The sequence below is a fragment of the Roseomonas acroporae genome, from assembly GCF_023223525.1.
GTDB lineage: Bacteria > Pseudomonadota > Alphaproteobacteria > Acetobacterales > Acetobacteraceae > Roseomonas_E > Roseomonas_E acroporae.
The window spans coordinates 1-16,451 of record NZ_JALPRX010000048.1 but is presented as its reverse complement, the minus strand read 5'-3'; the positions used below and the strand labels follow the sequence as shown (position 1 = coordinate 16,451).

Sequence of the window (16,451 nt, the reverse complement as noted above, 5' to 3'; positions counted from 1 at the left end):
GCTCGGGTTCCTTACCAAACCCTCCACTCCCCAGGGGGAAGTCCAATCACGGTGACGCTGCTGGGCACGGGCACGCCGGTGCCGCTGCCCGACCGGTTCGGGCCGGCCACGCTGGTCGAGGCGGGCGGGCGGCGCCTGCTGTTCGATGCCGGGCGCGGCGCGCCGATCCGGCTGAACCAGATCGGCCTGACGCTGGGGAGCATCGAGACGGTGTTCCTGACGCACTTCCACTCCGACCATCTCAACGCCCTGCCCGACGTGTGGATGACCAGCTACATCCCGGTCGGCTTCGGCAACCGCTCGCGACCGCTGCGGATGGTCGGCCCGGAAGGCACGCAGCGCATCGCCGAGCGCATGCGCGACACCTTCGCCGACGACATCCGCATCCGCATGGCGGACGAGCACGTGCCCGAGGCGGCGACGCGGATCGACGCGCGCGAATTCGCCGGGGACGGCGTGGTGTACGACGAGGGCGGCGTGAAGGTGACGGCGCTGCGGGTCAACCACGGCGAGCACATCCAGCCCTCCTACGGCTACCGCGTCGACCATGCCGGGCATGCCGTGCTGATCTCGGGCGACACCAAGTACGAGCCGAACATCGTGCGGCACGGCCAGGGGCTCGACCTGCTGGTGCACGAGGTCTGCGCCGTGCCGGAGGCGTTGCAGAGCCTGCCCAACATCCGGCAGGTGATCGACCACCACACCTCGCCGCAGGAGGCGGGGCGGATCTTCTCGCAGACGAAGCCGAGAATGGCGGCCTACACGCACCTCGTGCTGCTCGGCACGCGCGAGCATCCGCCGCTGACGGTCGCGGATGTCGAGCGGCAGACGCGCGAGTCCTATGACGGGCCGCTGACCATCGGCGAGGACCTGACGCGGTTCGCGATCGGCGACCAGGTGGTGGTGAGCCGCTGGGACGCGGCGCGGCAGGCGTACTGACGGCGACGTCGCAGGCCAGGGGAGGCGGCCAGGGGAGCCTGCCAGAGGGCGATGGGGGCGGCGGTGGGCGGTCCCGGGGCGGATGCCGCCCGAGGCAGCGGCCCCCCCGCCCACCCTGCCCTGATGCCGGTCGGGGTGCCGGTTCACTCCAGCCGGATGTTCGCCGCCCGCGCCACCTCGCGCCACTTGGTCAGTTCGGCGGCGACGAAGCGGCCGAATTCGGCGGCGGGGCCGGGGCTCGGGGTCTGGCCGGTCTCGCGGATGCGGGCCTGCACGGCGGGGTCGGCCAGGATGGCGAGGACGGTATCGGAGAGCGTGGCCGCCAGGGCGGGCGGGGTGCCGGCCGGGAGCATGACGCCGCCCCAGGCGACGGCCTCGTAGCCGGGCACGCCGGCCTCGGCGATGGTGGGGATGCCGGGAAGGGCGGGCTCGCGCGTCGGGCCGCAGAGGGCGAGGGCGACGGCGCGACCCTCGCGGATCATGGGGAGCGAGCTGGCGACGCTGTCCACCATCACCGGGATGTTGCCGGCGACGATGTCGGCGAGCGCCTGGGCGCTGCCGCGGTAGGGGATGTGGTTCAGCTTCAGCCCGGCCTTCGCGGCGAGCAGGGCGCCGGCCATGTGCTGGGTGGAGGCGAAGCCGCCGGAGCCGTAGTTCACCTCCGTCGCGCGGGCGCGGGCGAGCAGGTCGGCCAGGGTGCGGAAACCGGAATTGGTGCTGGCGGTGAGCATCAGCGGCGTGTCGAGCACGCGGGCGACGGGGATGAAGTCGCGCAGCGGGTCGTAGGACAGGCGGTCGCTGACGGCGGGCAGGATCACGGTGGGACCGGAGCTGGCGTAGAGCAGGGTGTGGCCGTCGGCGGGGGCGCGGGCGGCGGCCTCCATGCCGATGGCGCCGCCGGCGCCGGGGCGGTTGTCCACCACGGCGCCGGGGCCCCAGCGGCGGGAGAGCTGGTCGGCGAGCAGGCGGGCGGCGATGTCGGCGGCCTGGCCCGGCGGGAAGGGCACGAGGAGACGGACGGAGCGCTGCGGGAAGGGCTCGGCCAGCGTCTCGGCGCGGGCGGCGCGCGGCACCGGCGAGAAAAGCACGGGGAGGGCGGCGAGCGTGGCCAGGACGCGGCGGCGCGCGGCCGGAGGCCGGGCTTCCGGGTTGGGCATGGGATGGACCTTCCTCTCCGTTCGGCCTTCGGGCCTTTGGCCGCAGCATGGCCGGCGGGAGAGGCAGAGGGAAGCGGCCGGCGGCCCGGTTCAGTGCCCCGCCGTGCGCGAGAACAGGTTCACCACCAGCACCCCGGCCAGGATCAGCGCGAGGCCGATCATCGCCGGGGCGTCGAGCGACTGGCCGTAGAAGATCCAGCCGATCGCGGCGATCAGCACGATGCCGATGCCCGACCAGACGGCGTAGACGATGCCGAGCGGCATGGTGCGCACCGTCAGCGACAGGCACAGGAAGGCGACGGCGTAGCCCACGGCCACGATCACGGTGGGCCAGAGGCGGGTGAAGCCGTCGGCGGCCTTGAGGGCGGAGGTGGCGATCACCTCGGCGATGATGGCGAGGGCGAGGTAGAGCGGGGCCATGGCGGGATCGAGGCGGCCCGGCCGGGCCGGGCCGCTCAGCGCCAGAGGCGGCGCGCGTTGAGGGCGACCCGGCGGCGGGCGGGGTCCAGCGCCGCGGCGGCGATGTCGGCCGGGCCGGCGCCGCGCATCGCCGCCATGCCGGCCGCGAGCCAGCCATCGGCGAAGGCGCGCTGCTTCTCCAGCGCCAGGTCGGCCAGGGCCTGCGGCTGCGCCGCGAGCGGCTCGGTCCACAGCCGCATGCCGCGCACCGTGAAGACCAGGGCCGACTGCCAGGCGAACAGGCTGAGGCTGAACGGGTCCAGCGCGGGGGCGGGCTTCATCGGCGGTCCTTCGGGGGTCGGCGCCCCGGCGGGAGTGGGGGCGCGCCGGGAGAAGGCGGGCCGGCGCGGGCGGGCCGCCGGACGGGCGGGCGGCCCTGGGGGAGCGGGGCCGGGAGCGGGGCCGGGAGCGGGGCCGGGCGGCCGCGGGAGGCCGGCGGCGCGCCGCCGGGCCGTTCAGAGGGCGGCGAGGACGGCGTCGGCGCTCGACACCTCGAAGGCGCCGGGAGCCTCGACGGCGAGGTGGGTGACGACGCCGTCCCTGGCGATCAGGGCGAAGCGCTGGCAGCGCACGCCGAGGCCGCGCGCGGTGAGATCCAGCTCCAGGCCGAGCGCCTTGGTGAAGACGGCGGCGCCGTCGGCCAGCATCATCACCTTGTCCCCGACGCCCTGGTCCTTGCCCCAGGCGGCCATGACGAAGGCGTCGTTCACCGCCATGCAGGCGATCGTCCCGACGCCCTTGGCCTTCAGCGCGTCGGCCTTCTCGACGAAGCCGGGCAGGTGGCGGGCGGAGCAGGTCGGGGTGAAGGCGCCGGGAACGCCGAACAGGACCGCGGTGCCGCTCTTGAACAGCTCGTCCGTGGAGACCTCGCGCGGGCCCTCCGCGGTGCCCTGCATGAGCTTGGCCGAGGGAATGCGGTCGCCCACCTGGATCGTCATGCTGCTCTCCGTCCGCGTGCTGCGCCTGCGGGTGTAACCGCTTGCCCACGCACTGTCACCGGGAGATGCCGGGCCGAGGGGAGCCAGACCGAGGGGAGCCAGACCGGGGGGAGCCAGTCTGGGGGGAGCCAGGCTGGGGGGAGCCAGGCTGGGGGGATGCCGAGGCGGGAGGATGCCGGGCCGGGAGGGATTGCCGGCGCGCCGGGCGCGGCGCGGCACGAGACCGTGCGATCTCCGGCCGGCGGGCGCGCTTGCAGCGTCCGGGGCGTGCCGCCATCTTTCCCGCATCATGCCACGACCCGCGCACGCCGACGGTTCCCGCCCCAAGGATGGCCAGTTCGACGGCTCCGACCAGGATGGCTACCTGGGCGGCCAGCTGCTGATCGCCATGCCCGGGATGAAGGATCCGCGCTTCGCCCGCTCGCTGATCTGCCTCTGCGCCCATTCCGCCGAGGGGGCGATGGGGATCGTCCTGAACAAGCCGCTGGACGGGCTGAGCTTCGATGACCTGCTGCGGCAGCTCGAATTGCAGCCGGTGCCGCCGCGCCGGCGGGTGCGGCTGCTGACCGGCGGGCCGGTGGAGGGCGGGCGCGGCTTCGTGCTGCACACCGACGACTGGTCGAGCGACGCCAGCCTGCCGGTCTCGGACGGGCTGGCGCTGACCGCGAGCGTGGACATCCTCAAGGCGATCGCCGGCGGCGCCGGGCCGCGCGAGGGCGTGCTGGCGCTGGGCTATGCCGGCTGGGGGGCGGGGCAGCTGGAGGAGGAGATCCAGCACAACGCCTGGCTCAGCGTGCCGCCGGACGAATCGCTGCTGTTCGGCCCGGAGCACGAGCGCAAGTGGGACCTCGCCATGGCCAAGCTGAAGGTGAATCCGCTGCTGCTCTCGGGGGCGGCGGGGCACGCCTGAGGCTCCGCTCCCGGCCGGGACGGCGAGGCGGGCGGCGACCTCGCCGCCGCCCCTCATTTCCCCCCGACCATCCTCCCCCCGGACCATCCCCCCTCAGGCCGTGCCCGGCGGCGGCGCCGGATCCGGGGCTCGGGCCGGGCGTGCCTCGACATGCGCCGCGAAGCGGTCGAGGACGGATTGCCAGTCCCGACGCTGCTCTTCCACGGAAGTCCCGGCCTCGCCCTCGAACGTCTGATGGACGAGGACGCCGCCTTCGGCTTGCCGGAACTCGACGCGCACGAGACGGGACTCGTCCGTCCGCCAGGCGATGAGCCGCATCGGCCGGACATCGGTGTAGGTCGCGCCGAAGCCGAGGCCGGCACCGCCCTGCCGGGGCTCGATACGCAGCTCGAGCCGGCCGCCGACCCTGAGATCGTTCGAGGCCGACGTCGTGCGCCACGCCTCGGCGGCATCCCAGGCCAGGATGTCGGCCGGATCGTTGAACGCCCGCCAGACCTCCTCGATCGGGGCGGCGACGAGCCTTTCCACGGTGATCGGCAAGGGTCGTCTCCCGACTGTCGGGGGCAGCCGCGTGCCCGCCCAGCGCCCGGATGCCATGCCGGCCGTTGCGGGCGGGGCGGCCCCTCCCCCGCCGCTACTCCTCGGTGCCCCTGAGCGCGCGCACCGTGCCGACCAGCGCGGCCACGCCGATCCGCTCCATCGCCGCGTGCCAGCCCTCGGCGAGGGCGATCGCCGTCTCCGAGCCCGGGCCGTTGGGCAGGCCGTAGGCGGCGTCGACGATCTCGGCCGAGCGGCCGGCCGCCAGCACGAGGCAGGCGAGCGCCAGGGCCGTGGCGACGGCGGGCAGGCGGCGCGTGTCGGACCGCGCGGAGAAGTCGTCCGGCACGCCGGTGGCGGCGGCGCCGGGCAGCCAGGGCTGCTGCGGCGGCCGGATTCCCTCGTCAGGCATGACGCGCGATCTGGCGGGCGATGGCGCGGTAGCCGGAGGGGGTGAAGTGGATGCCGTCGGTGGCGCGGATGCCGGCCTGGTCGCAGCCGCCGACGGGGACGACGAAGCCGTCGCCGTTGCGCGCGGCGGCGTCGCGCAGGGCGGCGTCGATCGGCGCGGCGCCGGCGGCGAAGTCCGCGCGACAGAAGGTGGGCTGGCCGACCCAGAGCACCGGCACGCCGGGCGGCACGGCGGCGCGGAGCTGCTCGAGCCTCGCGCGGAAGGCGGGGCCGCCGCCGCGCCACTGGTCGTTGGTGCCGAGGAACAGCACCACGGTGGCGGCCCCGTCGGCGGCGTGGCGGAGCTGGTCGAGGCGCTGCGTCCAGTCGCGGGCGAACAGGCTCCAGGCGACGCGGCCGAGGTCCACGGTGGGCTGGCCGGCGGCGCGGAGTTGCGAGGCGACGCCGATCGCGAAGCTGTCGCCGAACACCACGACGGGGCGGGCGAAGGCGGCGGCCGGCGCGGCGAGGGCGAACGCGCCGGCGAGGAGCAGGGCCGCGAGGCGCGGCGGGAGACGCATCGTTCGGGAAACTCCGGGAAGGCAGGCGATGCCGCGGGCGGAGTGGCGCGCGGGCGGTGCAGCATAGCGCGTTCCCGCCCTGCGGTCATGCGCGAGGAAGCGCGCGGAAGCCTCAGAACTGGAAGTAGATGAAGGGCGCGACGCCGGGCGGGCCGAGGGTGAGGGTGACGACCACGGCGGCGCCGAGGGCGAGGCCGAGCACCGGCGCGGGCAGGACGGACAGGGCGCGCTCCAGGCGCTGGTTCCAGTCGCCGGGCAGGAAGTGCAGGGCGAGCGCGAAGGCGACCAGGGCGAGCAGCGGCAGCGAGGCGTACTGCGCCTCGTCGCCCCAGCGGCCGAGGGCGGCGAGCACGTCGCCGGCCGTCTCCAGGTCGGGGGCGCGGAACAGCACCCAGCCGAGGCAGACGACGTGGAAGGTGACGAGGATGCCGAGGACGCGGCGCCACGGGCGGTGCGGGGGCGCCCGGTCCTGGCGCGGCGGGCTGCCTTCCGTCCGCGCCAAGGGGGACCCGGGCGGGCGGCGCAGGCCGAGGACGCGCTCGGCGGCGAGCCAGAGCCCGTGCAGCAGGCCCCAGAACAGGAAGCGCCAGGCGGCGCCGTGCCAGAGGCCACCCAGCGTCATGGTGAGCAGCAGGTTGCGCTGCGTGGCGCGCTCGCCGTGGCGGGAGCCGCCGAGCGGGATGTAGAGGTAGTCGCGCAGCCAGGAGGAGAGCGAGATGTGCCAGCGGCGCCAGAACTCGGAGAGCGAGGCGGCGCGGTAGGGCTGGTCGAAATTGCGCGGGAAGTGGTAGCCGAGCAGCGCCGCGACGCCGATCGCGATGTCGCTGTAACCGGAGAAGTCGCAGTAGATCTGCACCGCGTAGCCGTAGATGCCGAGCAGCGCGTCGGCCGCCGAGACGCTGGTGGGGTCGCGGAAGACCGGCTCGACGAGGTGCGTGGCCAGGCTGTCCGAGATCAGCGACTTCTTGATGAGGCCGCCCAGGATCAGCAGCCCGGCCATGATGAGCGGGATGCGGCGCGGATCGGGTGCGGCGTGGAGCTGCGGCAGGAAGTGCGCGGCGCGCACGATCGGGCCGGCCGCGAGGTGCGGGAAGAAGGTGATGTAGGTGACGACGTTGAGCGGCGATCGCTCCGGCGCCGCGTCGCCGCGCGCCACGTCCACCACGTAGGAGATGCCCTGGAAGGTGAAGAAGGAGATGCCGACGGGCAGCACCACGCCGAGCAGGGCGGGCGGCGGGATGTCGAAGCGCAGCAGCAGCTCCCCGAGCTGCGCGAGGAAGAAGTCGGCGTACTTGAAGTAGCCGAGCAGCGCGAGGTGGACGGCGACGCCCATGCCGGTGCGCCAGCGGCGCGCGCGCGAGCCGGGCGGGGCGGCGGCGATGGCGAGGCCGATCGCCCAGCTCCAGAGCGCGCTGAACACCAGCAGGAAGCAGAAGCGCCAGTCCCAGGCGCCGAAGAAGATCAGGCTGGCGCCGATCAGGAACAGCCGGTCGGCGGTGCGGTGGCGGTGCAGCAGCCAGTGGCCGGCGAAGACCAGCACGAAGAAGAGGGCGAAGAGCCCGGTGGGGAACAGCACGCGCGGTCGGTCCTCGTGGTTCGTCCCGGCGCGGGCCGGGCGGGCGGTTGGGCGGAGCGGTCGGGCGATCGGAGGGGAACGGCCGGCGGGTGGCGCGGCGGCGCGGGCGGGGCGGCGGGGTGACGGCCGGGAGCCGGGCCGGGGGCGAAGGTCAGATGCGGCGGGTGGGCTGCGGCGGGTAGTTGCGCAGGAGGTGGGCGAAGAGCTGTTCGGCCGAGGCGCGGTAGCCGTCGGCGGTCATGTGGACGTGGTCGTCGGCGACGAGGCGGGCCTCGCCGCGGGTCAGCGCGTGCAGGGCGCAGGTACCGCCGCCCGTCACCGTCGACCAGTCCCAGTAGGCGAGGCGCTCGGCGGCGGCGACGCGGCGCTGGGCGGCCTGCACGGCGGCCAGGGTGGGCAGCGGCGCCCAGCCGTCGCAGCCGCGGCCGAGGGAGCCGGCGCCGGCGCCGGCCCGCCGGGCGCCGTCCGGGGCGCCGACGAGCATCAGCACGGCGCGCGGGGCCATGGCGCGCAGCACGCGGATGCGGGCGGTGAGCTGGGCGGCGTAGCCCTCCTCGGTGAGCGAGGGGTCGGTCGCCTCGTTGGTGCCGTAGGCGAGGACGATCAGCGCGGGCGGGCGGCGGGCGAGGTCGGCGCGCAGGATCGGCTGGTCGATGTTGCTCAGCATGTCGATGGTGGCGCCGATGATGCCGTGGCCCTCGACGATGACGCCGCGGCCCTGCCGCTCGACGCCCCAGCCGAGCAGCTCCACCGGGCCGTCGCCGGTGAGCTCCAGCGTCACCTCGCGGAAGGCGGCGGGGAGGAGGCGGCTGAGTTCCACCGGGCGGGGGGCGGCGTTGTCGGTCTTCACCGGTGGCAGGCCCTGGCCGTCCAGCGTGACCTTGAAGGAGCCGTTGCCGGGGCGCTGCATCAGCTCGATGCTCAGGCGCGTGAAGCCCTCGGGCTCGGTGGAGCGGAGCGTGAGGCGGTTGCCGGCCTGCTCGCCGGAGAGGCGGTAGCCGGCGATGCCGAAGGGGCCCGGCGTGGTGGCGCGCAGCGCGCTGGCCGGGGTCCACTCGCCCTCCTGGCCGACCTCGACCAGCGCCGGGCGGTAGTAGCGCGGGGCGCGGCCGGGCGGCAGGCGGCCGGGGCCGAGGGCGCCGAAGCGGCCCTGCAGCAGCTCGCGCAGGCGGGCGACGAAGTAGGGGCCGGCGGTGTGGCTGTCGCCGAAGACGAGGAGGCGCAGCTCGCGCGGGGTGCGGCCGCGCTCGACGGCGGCGAGCTGGGCGTGCAGCGGCGCGAGCGGATCGGCCTGGGTGGCGACGGGGATCAGCTCCGCCTCGTCGGGCGGGGGCGGCGGGTCGGCGGCGTTGACCAGCCAGGGGCCGAAGTGAAGGCCGGCGGCGCCGGTGCAGGCGGCGAGCGGGGTGGCGGCGAGGGTGGCGCCGAGCGCGGCGCGGGTGGTGAGAGCGCCGCCGAGCGCGGCGCGGGCGCCGAGGCGCAGCGCGGCGCGGCGGGGGAGCGGCAGGCCGGCGGGCGGTGGCGGGGCGGCCTCGCCGGGCGGGCGGGCGCCGCCGGGGTGGCATGGGAAGGCGTCGTCGGGCCGGCTGGGCGGGGCGTCGCCGGAGAGGCGCGGAGAAGTGTCGCCGGACAGGCGTGGGAGAGTGTCGCCGGGCAGGCGCGGGAGAGTGTCGCCGGGCAGGCGCGGGAGAGTGTCGCCGGACGGGCGTGCGGGGGCGCCGACGGGCGGTCGCGGCGGCACGGACCGGCCGGCGCGGCAGCGCGAGGAATCGTTGCTGGTCAGCGCACTGCGGTACATTGCTGGTCCGGGGCTCTCACACTACTGTGTTGCTTGAGATGCGCCCTCCTGCAAGCCTTTCCGTCGCCGCGCCCGCTCCAACGCCCGGGCGGCGCGGGGCGCTGCTGGGTGCCGCCGCCGCGCTGCTGGCCGGCTCGGCGAGGGCCGCCGGGGCGGCGCAGGCCGTCGGGCTGCCGGCGGCGCCGGGGCGGGATGGCGCGGCACCGGCGCGCGGCGCGGGCGGGATGGGCGTGCTGTTCCTCGGCGATTCGCTGGCGCAGGGTCTCTACCTCAGCATGGTGCGGTCGCTGCGCGGGCATTCCGGGCTGCGGCTGGTGAACGCCACGAAGCACGCGACCGGGCTGACGCGCTCGGACCAGTACGACTGGGTGGCGGCCTCGCGGGAGGCGGTGCAGAAGAATTCGCCCGACCTGGTGCTGGTGTGGATCGGCGCCAACGACTTCCGGCCGCTGGTGGACCGCGAGCGGCGGCTGCGGGCGGATTTCGGCACCACCGCCTTCGTCGAGGGCTACCTGGCGCGGGTGGAGGCGATCGCGGGGCTCGGGACGGGGAACCATGGCGGGGACGGGCCGGTGCTGGCCTGGATCGGCCTGCCCAACATGCGCGACCGGCGCTTCGCGGAGGCGGCGGAGCAGCTCAACCAGCTGCAGGAGGCCGGGGCGCGGCAGCAGGGGGCGGTGTGGGTGCCCTCCTGGGACCTGACCAGCGACGCGAACGGGGAATTCCTGGTCTCGGTGGCCGGGCCGGACCGGGCGGAGTACCGGCTGCGGGCGGATGACGGGGTGCATTTCTCCGACATCGGCTACCGCATGATGGCGCGGCGCACGCTGGGCGTGGTGGCGGCGGAGCGGCCGGAGATGGCGGGGGCGCTGAGCGTGGCGATCGGGGAGCTGGAGGCGTAGGGGGAGCGCCGCCGGGGTCTTTGCCACCGGGGTCTTGCCGCCGGCGCCTCGGCGGGGACCGTGCCGCCGGGACGCGGCCGCGGACGCGGCGACTCGCCGGCGCCGATGCCCTCCGGCGATCGAGGGTCACGCGAGCCGCGCGGTGGCGCGGCTCCTCAGACGCCGAAAGCCGGATGATAGGCGACGGCACCCGCCGGCTGCCCGCCCCGGAACCGCAGCCGCATGAAGAACCCGGGCGGTATCCCCGCCAACGTCACGGCCGGGTCGCAGGCGAAGCCGAAGCGTCCGTAGTAGGCCGGGTTGCCGAGGACGACGCAGCCCCCGGCCCCCCGCGCCTTCAGGGCGAGCAGGCCCGCCTCGATCAGCGCCCCGGCGATCCCTTGCCGACGCCGGTCCGCGCGCACCGACACGGGCCCGAGACCGTACCAGCCCGGCCGGCCGCCGATGGTGACGGGGGAGAAGGCCGCGTGCCCCACCAGGGCGCCGTCCTGTTCGGCGACGAGGGAGACGGCGAGCGCCCCGCCGTCGCGCAGACGGTCGACGATCGCGGCCTCGTTGCCGTCACCGTGTTCGGCATCCAGGAAGGCGGCGGTGGTGAGGGCGCGTATGGCCGGCGCGTCGGCGGGGGTTTCCGGTCGGATCTTCATCGGGCCCTGCTGCATCGGAAAAGCCTGTCCGCCGCGGCGGCTCGCTGCCGGTGCGAATACCGAGGGAGCCGGGCAGCGATCAACGCCGGCGCTGCCGGCCTGCCGCGCCTCGCGGAAGCGGCGAGCACGAAGCCCGGGGCCGGCAGAGATCCGATGACCCGGTCGGACGCGGTGCGTCCGACCCTGGCGGATGGGGTCCAGGCAAGGTGGCGCCTTCCCCGCCGCACCGGCGCCCGGCGCCTCACCCCGCCCGCATCACCCCGCGCAGCGCCAGTTGCGTCCCCAGGGCCGAGCCCAACATCGCGAGCGCCGTCCCTACCCCCGCGCCACTCTCGGTCACGCCCACCAGCGCCGTCACCAGCGCGCCGAAGCCCATCTGGAGGCACCCTGTCAGCCCCGAGGCGGTGCCGGCGAGCTGCGGGCGGACGCTGACGGCGCCGGCGATGGCGTTGGGCTGGGTGAGGCCGTTGCCGATGGTCATCAGGATCACCGGCACGAACAGGGCGGGCAGCGAGGGCGGCAGCAGCAGCACCGAGAGCAGCGTGGCCAGCGCGCTGAGGGTGGTGATGGCGGTGCCGATCCGCAGCATGCGCAGCACCCCGAAGCGCGGCGAGAAGCGCCCGGCCAGGAAGCTGCCGAAGGCGAAGGTGAGGGCCAGGCCGGCGAAGCCGAGGGCGAAGGCGTGGGCGCCGTAGCCGAGCCCGTCCACCACCACGCGCGGGGCGCCGGCGAGGAAGGCGAAGAACACGCCGGTGGAGGTGGCGGTGACGGCGGCGAAGGCGCGGAAGGCGGCCAGCCGGCCGAGCTGGGCGTAGGCGCCGGCGAGGCCGGGCAGGCCCGGCAGGGGCTGCGGGGCGGCCAGGGTCTCGGGCAGGTGGCGCCGCACGGCGAGGAGCAGGGCGAGGCCGGCGGCGAGGCAGGCGAGCATGGTGGCGCGCCAGCCGAAGCGCGCGTCCAGCAGGCTGCCCAGGGTGGGCGAGACCATGGGGGCGACGGTCATCGCCATGGTGACGTAGCCCATCACGCTGGCGGCGCGGTCGCGCGGCCAGGTGTCGCGGATCATGGCGCGGCCGAGCACCTGGCCGGCGCAGCCGCCGACCGCCTGGGCGATGCGGGCCGCGATCAGCCAGCCGGCGGCGGGGGCGAGGGCGGCGGCGAGGCTGGCCGCGGCGTAGAGGGCGAGGCCGCCGAGCAGCAGCGGGCGGCGGCCGAAGCGGTCCGAGAGCGGGCCGTAGAGGAGCTGCCCGAGGGCGATGCCGGCGAGGTAGAGCGTCAGGGTGAGCTGGGCGGTGCCGTAGCCGACCCCGAGCGCCACGGCGAGGGTGGGCAGCGAGGGGATCAGGATCTGCATGGTGAAGGCGGAGAGGCCCGTCATCGCCACCAGCAGCCAGATGGGCGGCCGGGGCCTGGGCGGGGCGGCGGGCGCCCCGGCTGCCTCCGGCGCGGCGGCGGGCGGCGTGACGGGCGGGGCGGTGGGCGGCGGGGCGGGTGGCGAGGCGGGCCTGGGGGGCCTCGCGGGGGGCTGCCGCGGGGCCTCTTCCGGCGCCGGCCCGGGCGTGCCGGCGGCCGGCAGCGGCCCGGTCGGGTCGCGCGGGGTCACGGTGCGGATCGGCGCGCCGCGCCATGGCAGGGTGACAGGGGCATTTCCTCCCGACAGGATCGGCCGCGTTCCGTGCCCGCCCGGGACGTCGTCGCGGGAGGCGGGCGAATGGAGGAAGGCGGCGCGTGAGCGAGGTGACGATCTACCACAACCCGGCCTGCGGCACGTCGCGGGCGGTGCTGGCGCGGCTGCGCGAGGCGGGGCTGGCGCCGCGCGTCGTGCCGTATCTGGAACAGCCACCGGGGCGGGAGGAGCTGCGCGGGCTGATCGCGCGCATGGGGGTGCCGGTGCGGGCGGTGCTGCGGCGCAAGGGCACGCCCTACGACGCGCTGGGGCTCGACGACCCCTCGCTCGGGGACGAGGCGCTGCTGGACGCGATGCTGGCGCATCCGGTGCTGATCGAGCGGCCGATCGTGGCGACGCCGCGCGGCGTGCGCCTGTGCCGGCCGAAGGAGCGGGTCGAGGAGGTGCTGTAGGGCGACAGCCGCGCGGCAGGGTGCCCCGAGGCGGTCCCGGAGGCGGCGGCCGGAAGGGCGGCCAGGGGAAGCAGCCGGGGGAGGCGGCCAAGGGAGGCAGCCGGGGGGCGGACCCTGGAAGCGGGTCCGGGGAGCCGGGCGCGGGCCGATGTCAGGGCCGGCCGGTGCCGGGACGCGGGCGGACCCCGGAAGGCGGGGTTCCCGCCCGGCGGCCCGCCCGGGACGGCCCTGCCGGAACGGGAAGGCGGTGCTACTTCAGGTGCGCGGCCAGGTGCTTGTTCATCTCGAACATGGTCACCTTGTCCTTGCCGAAGACCTTGCGGAGCTTGTCGTCGGCCAGGATCTCGCGCTTGTTCTCCGGGTTCTGGAGGTTGTGGGACTTGATGTACTCCCACACCTTGCTGACCACCTCGCCGCGGGGGATCAGGCCGGAGCCGACGATGGCGGCCAGCTCCTCGGAGGGCTGAAGCGGCTTCTGGAGCGCGTTGGGCTTGCTGCCGGCAGCCGGCTTGTCAGCCTTCGTTTCCGGCTTCTTGGTCGCCATCGTTGGTCTCCAGGGTTGTGTCATACAATCGATTCGCAACGCCATCCTGGCACGGGGCCGAGGGGGGCGCCTAAGGGCGCAGCGCTAAAGGCTGCGGCGGCAATGTCAACAGGTGCGGGAACGATCCGTTCCTTGCCCCCGCCGCCCGGGCCCGCAGGGCCGGCGTCGGGGACAGGGCGGCGGCCCTGCCGGGAGGCGGCGGGCGGCCGGTCGCGGCGCCGGCCGCACGGCCCAGGGCACGGCTCGGGGCACGACCTGGAGACGGGCCGGGGCACCGGTCCGGGCGGCGGTCCGGGGCGGGGTGGCGGGCGCCGGCCGGTGGACCGGCGGCCGGCGCGTCCTCCGGGTCGCCGGGCAAGGGCGCCCGGCCCGAGGAGGTCCTATTGCAGGTCCACCGGGGTCAGGTCCTGGAACCAGGACTGGGCCGAGACGAAGCCGCGCACCCGGCGCGTCATGGCGCGCGGGTTGAGGTCGTGCACGATGAACAGCCAGGGCGCCTGGTCCACCATGAGGGCGTGCGCCCGCGCGGCGGCGGCGACGATGGCGGCGGGGTCGCGGCTGGTCTCGGCCTCGGTCAGCGCGGCGTCGAAGGCGGCGTCGCGCCAGTGGCCGGCGTTGGAGCCGGCGGGGGTGGCGTTGGCGCCGAGGAAGTAGCGCGCGAGCTGCGACACGTCCGAGGAGCCGAGGCTGATGTTGAGCGCGTCCGCGCCCAGCCATTGCGGGCTGTCGGGCGTCGCGCGCAGGCCGCCGAGCAGGGTGTTCCACTCGACTACGGTGAACTCCACCTGCACGCCGCAATTCTCGCGCAGCGATTCCTGCAGCAGCTCGTTCATCGGCAGCGGCAGCATCTGGCCGGAGCCGGAGTTGGAGATGCCGACCTTGAGCTTCAGCGGGCGCTGCGCGTTGTAGCCGGCCTCGGCGAGCAGGGCGCGGCCGCGCGCGGCGTCCAGCCGGTACTGCTGCTGCGGCTGGCCGAAATAGGGCGTCGTGCGGTTGAAGAAGCCGGCCGCCGGCTCGGCGGTGCCGTTGAGCAGCGTCACCATCGCGTCGCGGTCGATGCAGTAGTTGAGCGCGCGGCGCACGCGCAGGTCGGCGACCGGGCTGCCCTGCCGGCCGGCGGCGAACACCCAGGGCCAGACATGCGGGTAGGAGTTGGTGACGATGTTGAAGCCGGCCGAGCGCAGCGAGGGCACGGCGTCGGGCGGCGGCACCTCGATCCAGTCCACCTGGCCGGAGCGCAGCGCCGCGAGGCGGGTGTTCGCCTCCGGCATGGGCAGCAGCACGACCCGGTCCACCTTGGCGCGGCGCGCGGGGTCCCAGTAATTGTCGTTGCGCGAGAGCTCGGCGGACTGGCGGGGGACGAAGCGGGTCAGGCGGAACGGGCCGGTGCCGGCGGCCATGGTGGCGAGCTTCGCGTAGTCGTGCCCCGCCGCCTCCCAGGACTGCGGCGAGGTCATCAGGATGTAGACGGCGAGATAGGGGAAGTAGGACATCGGCCGCGTGGTGGTGATCTCGACCGTCATGTCGTCGAGCTTGCGGTAGGTGCCGAAGCCCGCGACGCGGCCGCGCACGATGGCCGAGCCAGTGGGGTCGAATTGCGGGCTGTCCTGCCGGAAGAAGCGGTCGAGGTTCCAGATCACCGCGTCGGCGTTGAAGGGCGTGCCGTCGTGGAAGGCGACGCCGCGGCGCAGATGGAAGCGCCAGACCTTGCCGTCGTTCGCGTCCTGCTCCCAGGATTCGGCGAGGCCGGGGCGGATCGGCGCCAGCACGTCCGGGCGCGAGAGGTCCCACAGCGTCAGCGCCTCGAACACCGGGTAGCCGAGGAAGCGCATCCCCTCGAAGCCGTTGTTGGGCATGCCGGTGGTGGTGGGCACGTCGGCCGCGGTCATGGCGATGCGCAGCACCTTGGGCTGCTGCGCCTCGGCCGACGGCAGGGCGGGCAGCAGGCCGGCGAGCAGGGCGGCGAGCGCGAGGCGCGCGGCGCGGAACGGGGTCTTCATGCGGAGGTTGGTCTCCATCGGGATGCGCCGGGGTTTGCAAGATCCGTGCTGGTCGGGCCGGCCTTGCGCGGGGGCCGCCTCGGGGAAGGCTCCCCCCTGCCCCGTCCCCCATCCGCCGGGGAGGGCGCCGCCCTCCCTGGAGATCCTCCCGAACCCTGGTTTCCGGACCTCCGCCGGCGTTCCCGGCTGCGCCTGGGGAAGCGCCGGGATCGGCAGCCGACGGGGAGGGCCAGGGGGGACCGGGGGGGGCGGGGGGGGGGGGGAGGCCACGGAGGGGAGGCCAAGGGGGGAGGCCAGGAGGGATTCGCCTCCTGGCGGGGCTCCCCGAGGGGCGGCGCCCCTGGCGGGGTCGCGGGGGCCGGCGCCCCGCCCTCGAACCTTCCGCTCACCAGGCGTTTCGGCAAGCAACCCCCGGACAGGAGACACGACGATGCAGGACAGCCCCGATGCCCCGGACGAGGCGGCGATCGCCTTCGCCGGCCGAGTCTTCCAGGCGGCGCGCGACGGCCAGGCCGAGGCGCTGGCGGAGGTGCTGGCCGCCGGGCTGCCGCCCAACCTGCGCAACGACAAGGGCGACACGCTGCTGATGCTGGCCGCCTATCACGGCCATGCCGACACGGTGCGGGCGCTGCTCGCGGCCGGGGCGGACCCGGGGATCGCCAACGACCGGGGGCAGCTGCCGCTGGCCGGCGCCGCCTTCAAGGGTGACATGGCCGTGGTCGAGACGCTGCTGGCGCACGGCGCGGCGGTGGACGGGCACGGGCCGGACGGCCGCACGGCGCTGATGGTGGCGGCGATGTTCAACCGCACCGGCATGGTCGAGGCGCTGCTGCGGCACGGCGCGGACCCGGCGGCGCGCGACGCGGCCGGCGCCACGGCGCTGGACGCGGCGCGGGCGATGGGGGCGGCGGACACGGCGGCGCTGCTGGCGCGGGACGGCCGGCAGGCGGACTGAACGGGAGGCGGGCGGCGGGGATCGCCCCCGCCCCCCCCCCGC

18 protein-coding genes are annotated in these 16,451 nt (G+C 75.6%); 5 read left to right on the top strand and 13 right to left on the bottom strand.

Going from position 1 to position 16,451, the window contains the following annotated elements:
- Nucleotides 1–939, top strand: a 939-nt coding sequence (locus M0638_RS11765) for an MBL fold metallo-hydrolase (RefSeq protein ID WP_248667185.1), incomplete at its 5' end; no start/stop codon positions are given.
- Between the two features lie 143 nt (nt 940–1,082).
- Here M0638_RS11765 and M0638_RS11760 read toward each other — a convergent pair.
- From M0638_RS11760 to M0638_RS11745, 4 genes are all read right to left on the bottom strand, one after another.
- On the bottom strand, nt 1,083–2,096 hold the full coding sequence (locus M0638_RS11760; RefSeq protein WP_248667184.1) for a Bug family tripartite tricarboxylate transporter substrate binding protein: 1,014 nt from the start codon (nt 2,094–2,096) through the stop codon (nt 1,083–1,085).
- Between the two features lie 90 nt (nt 2,097–2,186).
- Nucleotides 2,187–2,516: a DMT family transporter gene (locus M0638_RS11755; protein WP_248667183.1), complete on the bottom strand. Its 330-nt coding sequence runs from the start codon at nt 2,514–2,516 to the stop codon at nt 2,187–2,189.
- A 35-nt stretch (nt 2,517–2,551) separates the two neighbouring features.
- Nucleotides 2,552–2,836 (bottom strand): hypothetical protein, encoded by a 285-nt coding sequence (locus M0638_RS11750; RefSeq protein ID WP_248667182.1) that lies wholly within the window; start codon nt 2,834–2,836, stop codon nt 2,552–2,554.
- 174 nt (nt 2,837–3,010) lie between these two features.
- Nucleotides 3,011–3,493 (bottom strand): peroxiredoxin, encoded by a 483-nt coding sequence (locus M0638_RS11745; RefSeq protein ID WP_248667181.1) that lies wholly within the window; start codon nt 3,491–3,493, stop codon nt 3,011–3,013.
- A 289-nt stretch (nt 3,494–3,782) separates the two neighbouring features.
- Here M0638_RS11745 and M0638_RS11740 point away from each other — a divergent pair, with 289 nt between their 5' ends.
- A complete protein-coding gene (locus M0638_RS11740) occupies nt 3,783–4,403 on the top strand; it encodes a YqgE/AlgH family protein (protein WP_282571965.1) in 621 nt (206 codons plus the stop codon).
- Between the two features lie 93 nt (nt 4,404–4,496).
- On the opposite strand, the gene M0638_RS11735 is transcribed toward M0638_RS11740, so the two are convergent.
- From M0638_RS11735 to M0638_RS11715, 5 genes are all read right to left on the bottom strand, one after another.
- Nucleotides 4,497–4,943, bottom strand: a complete 447-nt coding sequence (locus M0638_RS11735) for an SRPBCC domain-containing protein (protein WP_248667180.1) — start codon at nt 4,941–4,943, stop codon at nt 4,497–4,499.
- A 94-nt stretch (nt 4,944–5,037) separates the two neighbouring features.
- Nucleotides 5,038–5,352: a hypothetical protein gene (locus M0638_RS11730; RefSeq protein ID WP_248667179.1), complete on the bottom strand. Its 315-nt coding sequence runs from the start codon at nt 5,350–5,352 to the stop codon at nt 5,038–5,040.
- Nucleotides 5,345–5,911 (bottom strand): SGNH/GDSL hydrolase family protein, encoded by a 567-nt coding sequence (locus M0638_RS11725; protein WP_248667178.1) that lies wholly within the window; start codon nt 5,909–5,911, stop codon nt 5,345–5,347. Before M0638_RS11725 ends, M0638_RS11730 begins: the two co-directional genes overlap by 8 nt.
- Nucleotides 5,912–6,023: 112 nt before the next feature.
- Entirely contained in the window at nt 6,024–7,487 is a 1,464-nt protein-coding gene (locus M0638_RS11720; protein WP_248667177.1) for an MBOAT family O-acyltransferase, read from the bottom strand.
- Nucleotides 7,488–7,638: 151 nt separating this feature from the next.
- Nucleotides 7,639–9,285: a GDSL-type esterase/lipase family protein gene (locus tag M0638_RS11715; protein WP_248667176.1), complete on the bottom strand. Its 1,647-nt coding sequence runs from the start codon at nt 9,283–9,285 to the stop codon at nt 7,639–7,641.
- A 38-nt stretch (nt 9,286–9,323) separates the two neighbouring features.
- On the opposite strand from M0638_RS11715, the gene M0638_RS11710 reads away from it, so the two are divergent.
- Nucleotides 9,324–10,187, top strand: coding sequence for a DUF459 domain-containing protein (locus M0638_RS11710; RefSeq protein WP_248667175.1), 864 nt, complete (start codon nt 9,324–9,326; stop codon nt 10,185–10,187).
- A 155-nt stretch (nt 10,188–10,342) separates the two neighbouring features.
- Here M0638_RS11710 and M0638_RS11705 read toward each other — a convergent pair whose 3' ends face one another.
- Together M0638_RS11705 and M0638_RS11700 are read right to left on the bottom strand one after the other, a co-directional pair.
- The gene (locus M0638_RS11705; RefSeq protein WP_248667174.1) at nt 10,343–10,834 is read right to left on the bottom strand and encodes a GNAT family N-acetyltransferase; all 492 of its coding nucleotides are present in this window, start codon (nt 10,832–10,834) and stop codon (nt 10,343–10,345) included.
- A gap of 241 nt (nt 10,835–11,075) precedes the next feature.
- Complete coding sequence (locus M0638_RS11700; RefSeq protein ID WP_345893023.1) at nt 11,076–12,434, bottom strand: multidrug effflux MFS transporter; 1,359 nt, start codon at nt 12,432–12,434, stop codon at nt 11,076–11,078.
- 125 nt (nt 12,435–12,559) lie between these two features.
- Between M0638_RS11700 and arsC the strand changes: the two genes are divergently transcribed.
- On the top strand, nt 12,560–12,910 hold the full coding sequence (arsC, locus tag M0638_RS11695; RefSeq protein ID WP_248667172.1) for an arsenate reductase (glutaredoxin): 351 nt from the start codon (nt 12,560–12,562) through the stop codon (nt 12,908–12,910).
- Between the two features lie 250 nt (nt 12,911–13,160).
- On the opposite strand, the gene M0638_RS11690 is transcribed toward arsC, so the two are convergent.
- Both M0638_RS11690 and M0638_RS11685 read right to left on the bottom strand, forming a co-directional pair.
- The gene (locus tag M0638_RS11690; RefSeq protein WP_248667171.1) at nt 13,161–13,454 is read right to left on the bottom strand and encodes an SWIB/MDM2 domain-containing protein; all 294 of its coding nucleotides are present in this window, start codon (nt 13,452–13,454) and stop codon (nt 13,161–13,163) included.
- Between the two features lie 380 nt (nt 13,455–13,834).
- Nucleotides 13,835–15,454, bottom strand: coding sequence for an ABC transporter substrate-binding protein (locus tag M0638_RS11685; protein WP_248667170.1), 1,620 nt, complete (start codon nt 15,452–15,454; stop codon nt 13,835–13,837).
- A gap of 430 nt (nt 15,455–15,884) precedes the next feature.
- Here M0638_RS11685 and M0638_RS11680 point away from each other — a divergent pair, with 430 nt between their 5' ends.
- A complete protein-coding gene (locus M0638_RS11680; protein WP_248667169.1) occupies nt 15,885–16,409 on the top strand; it encodes an ankyrin repeat domain-containing protein in 525 nt (174 codons plus the stop codon).
- Nucleotides 16,410–16,451: the final 42 nt, after the last annotated feature.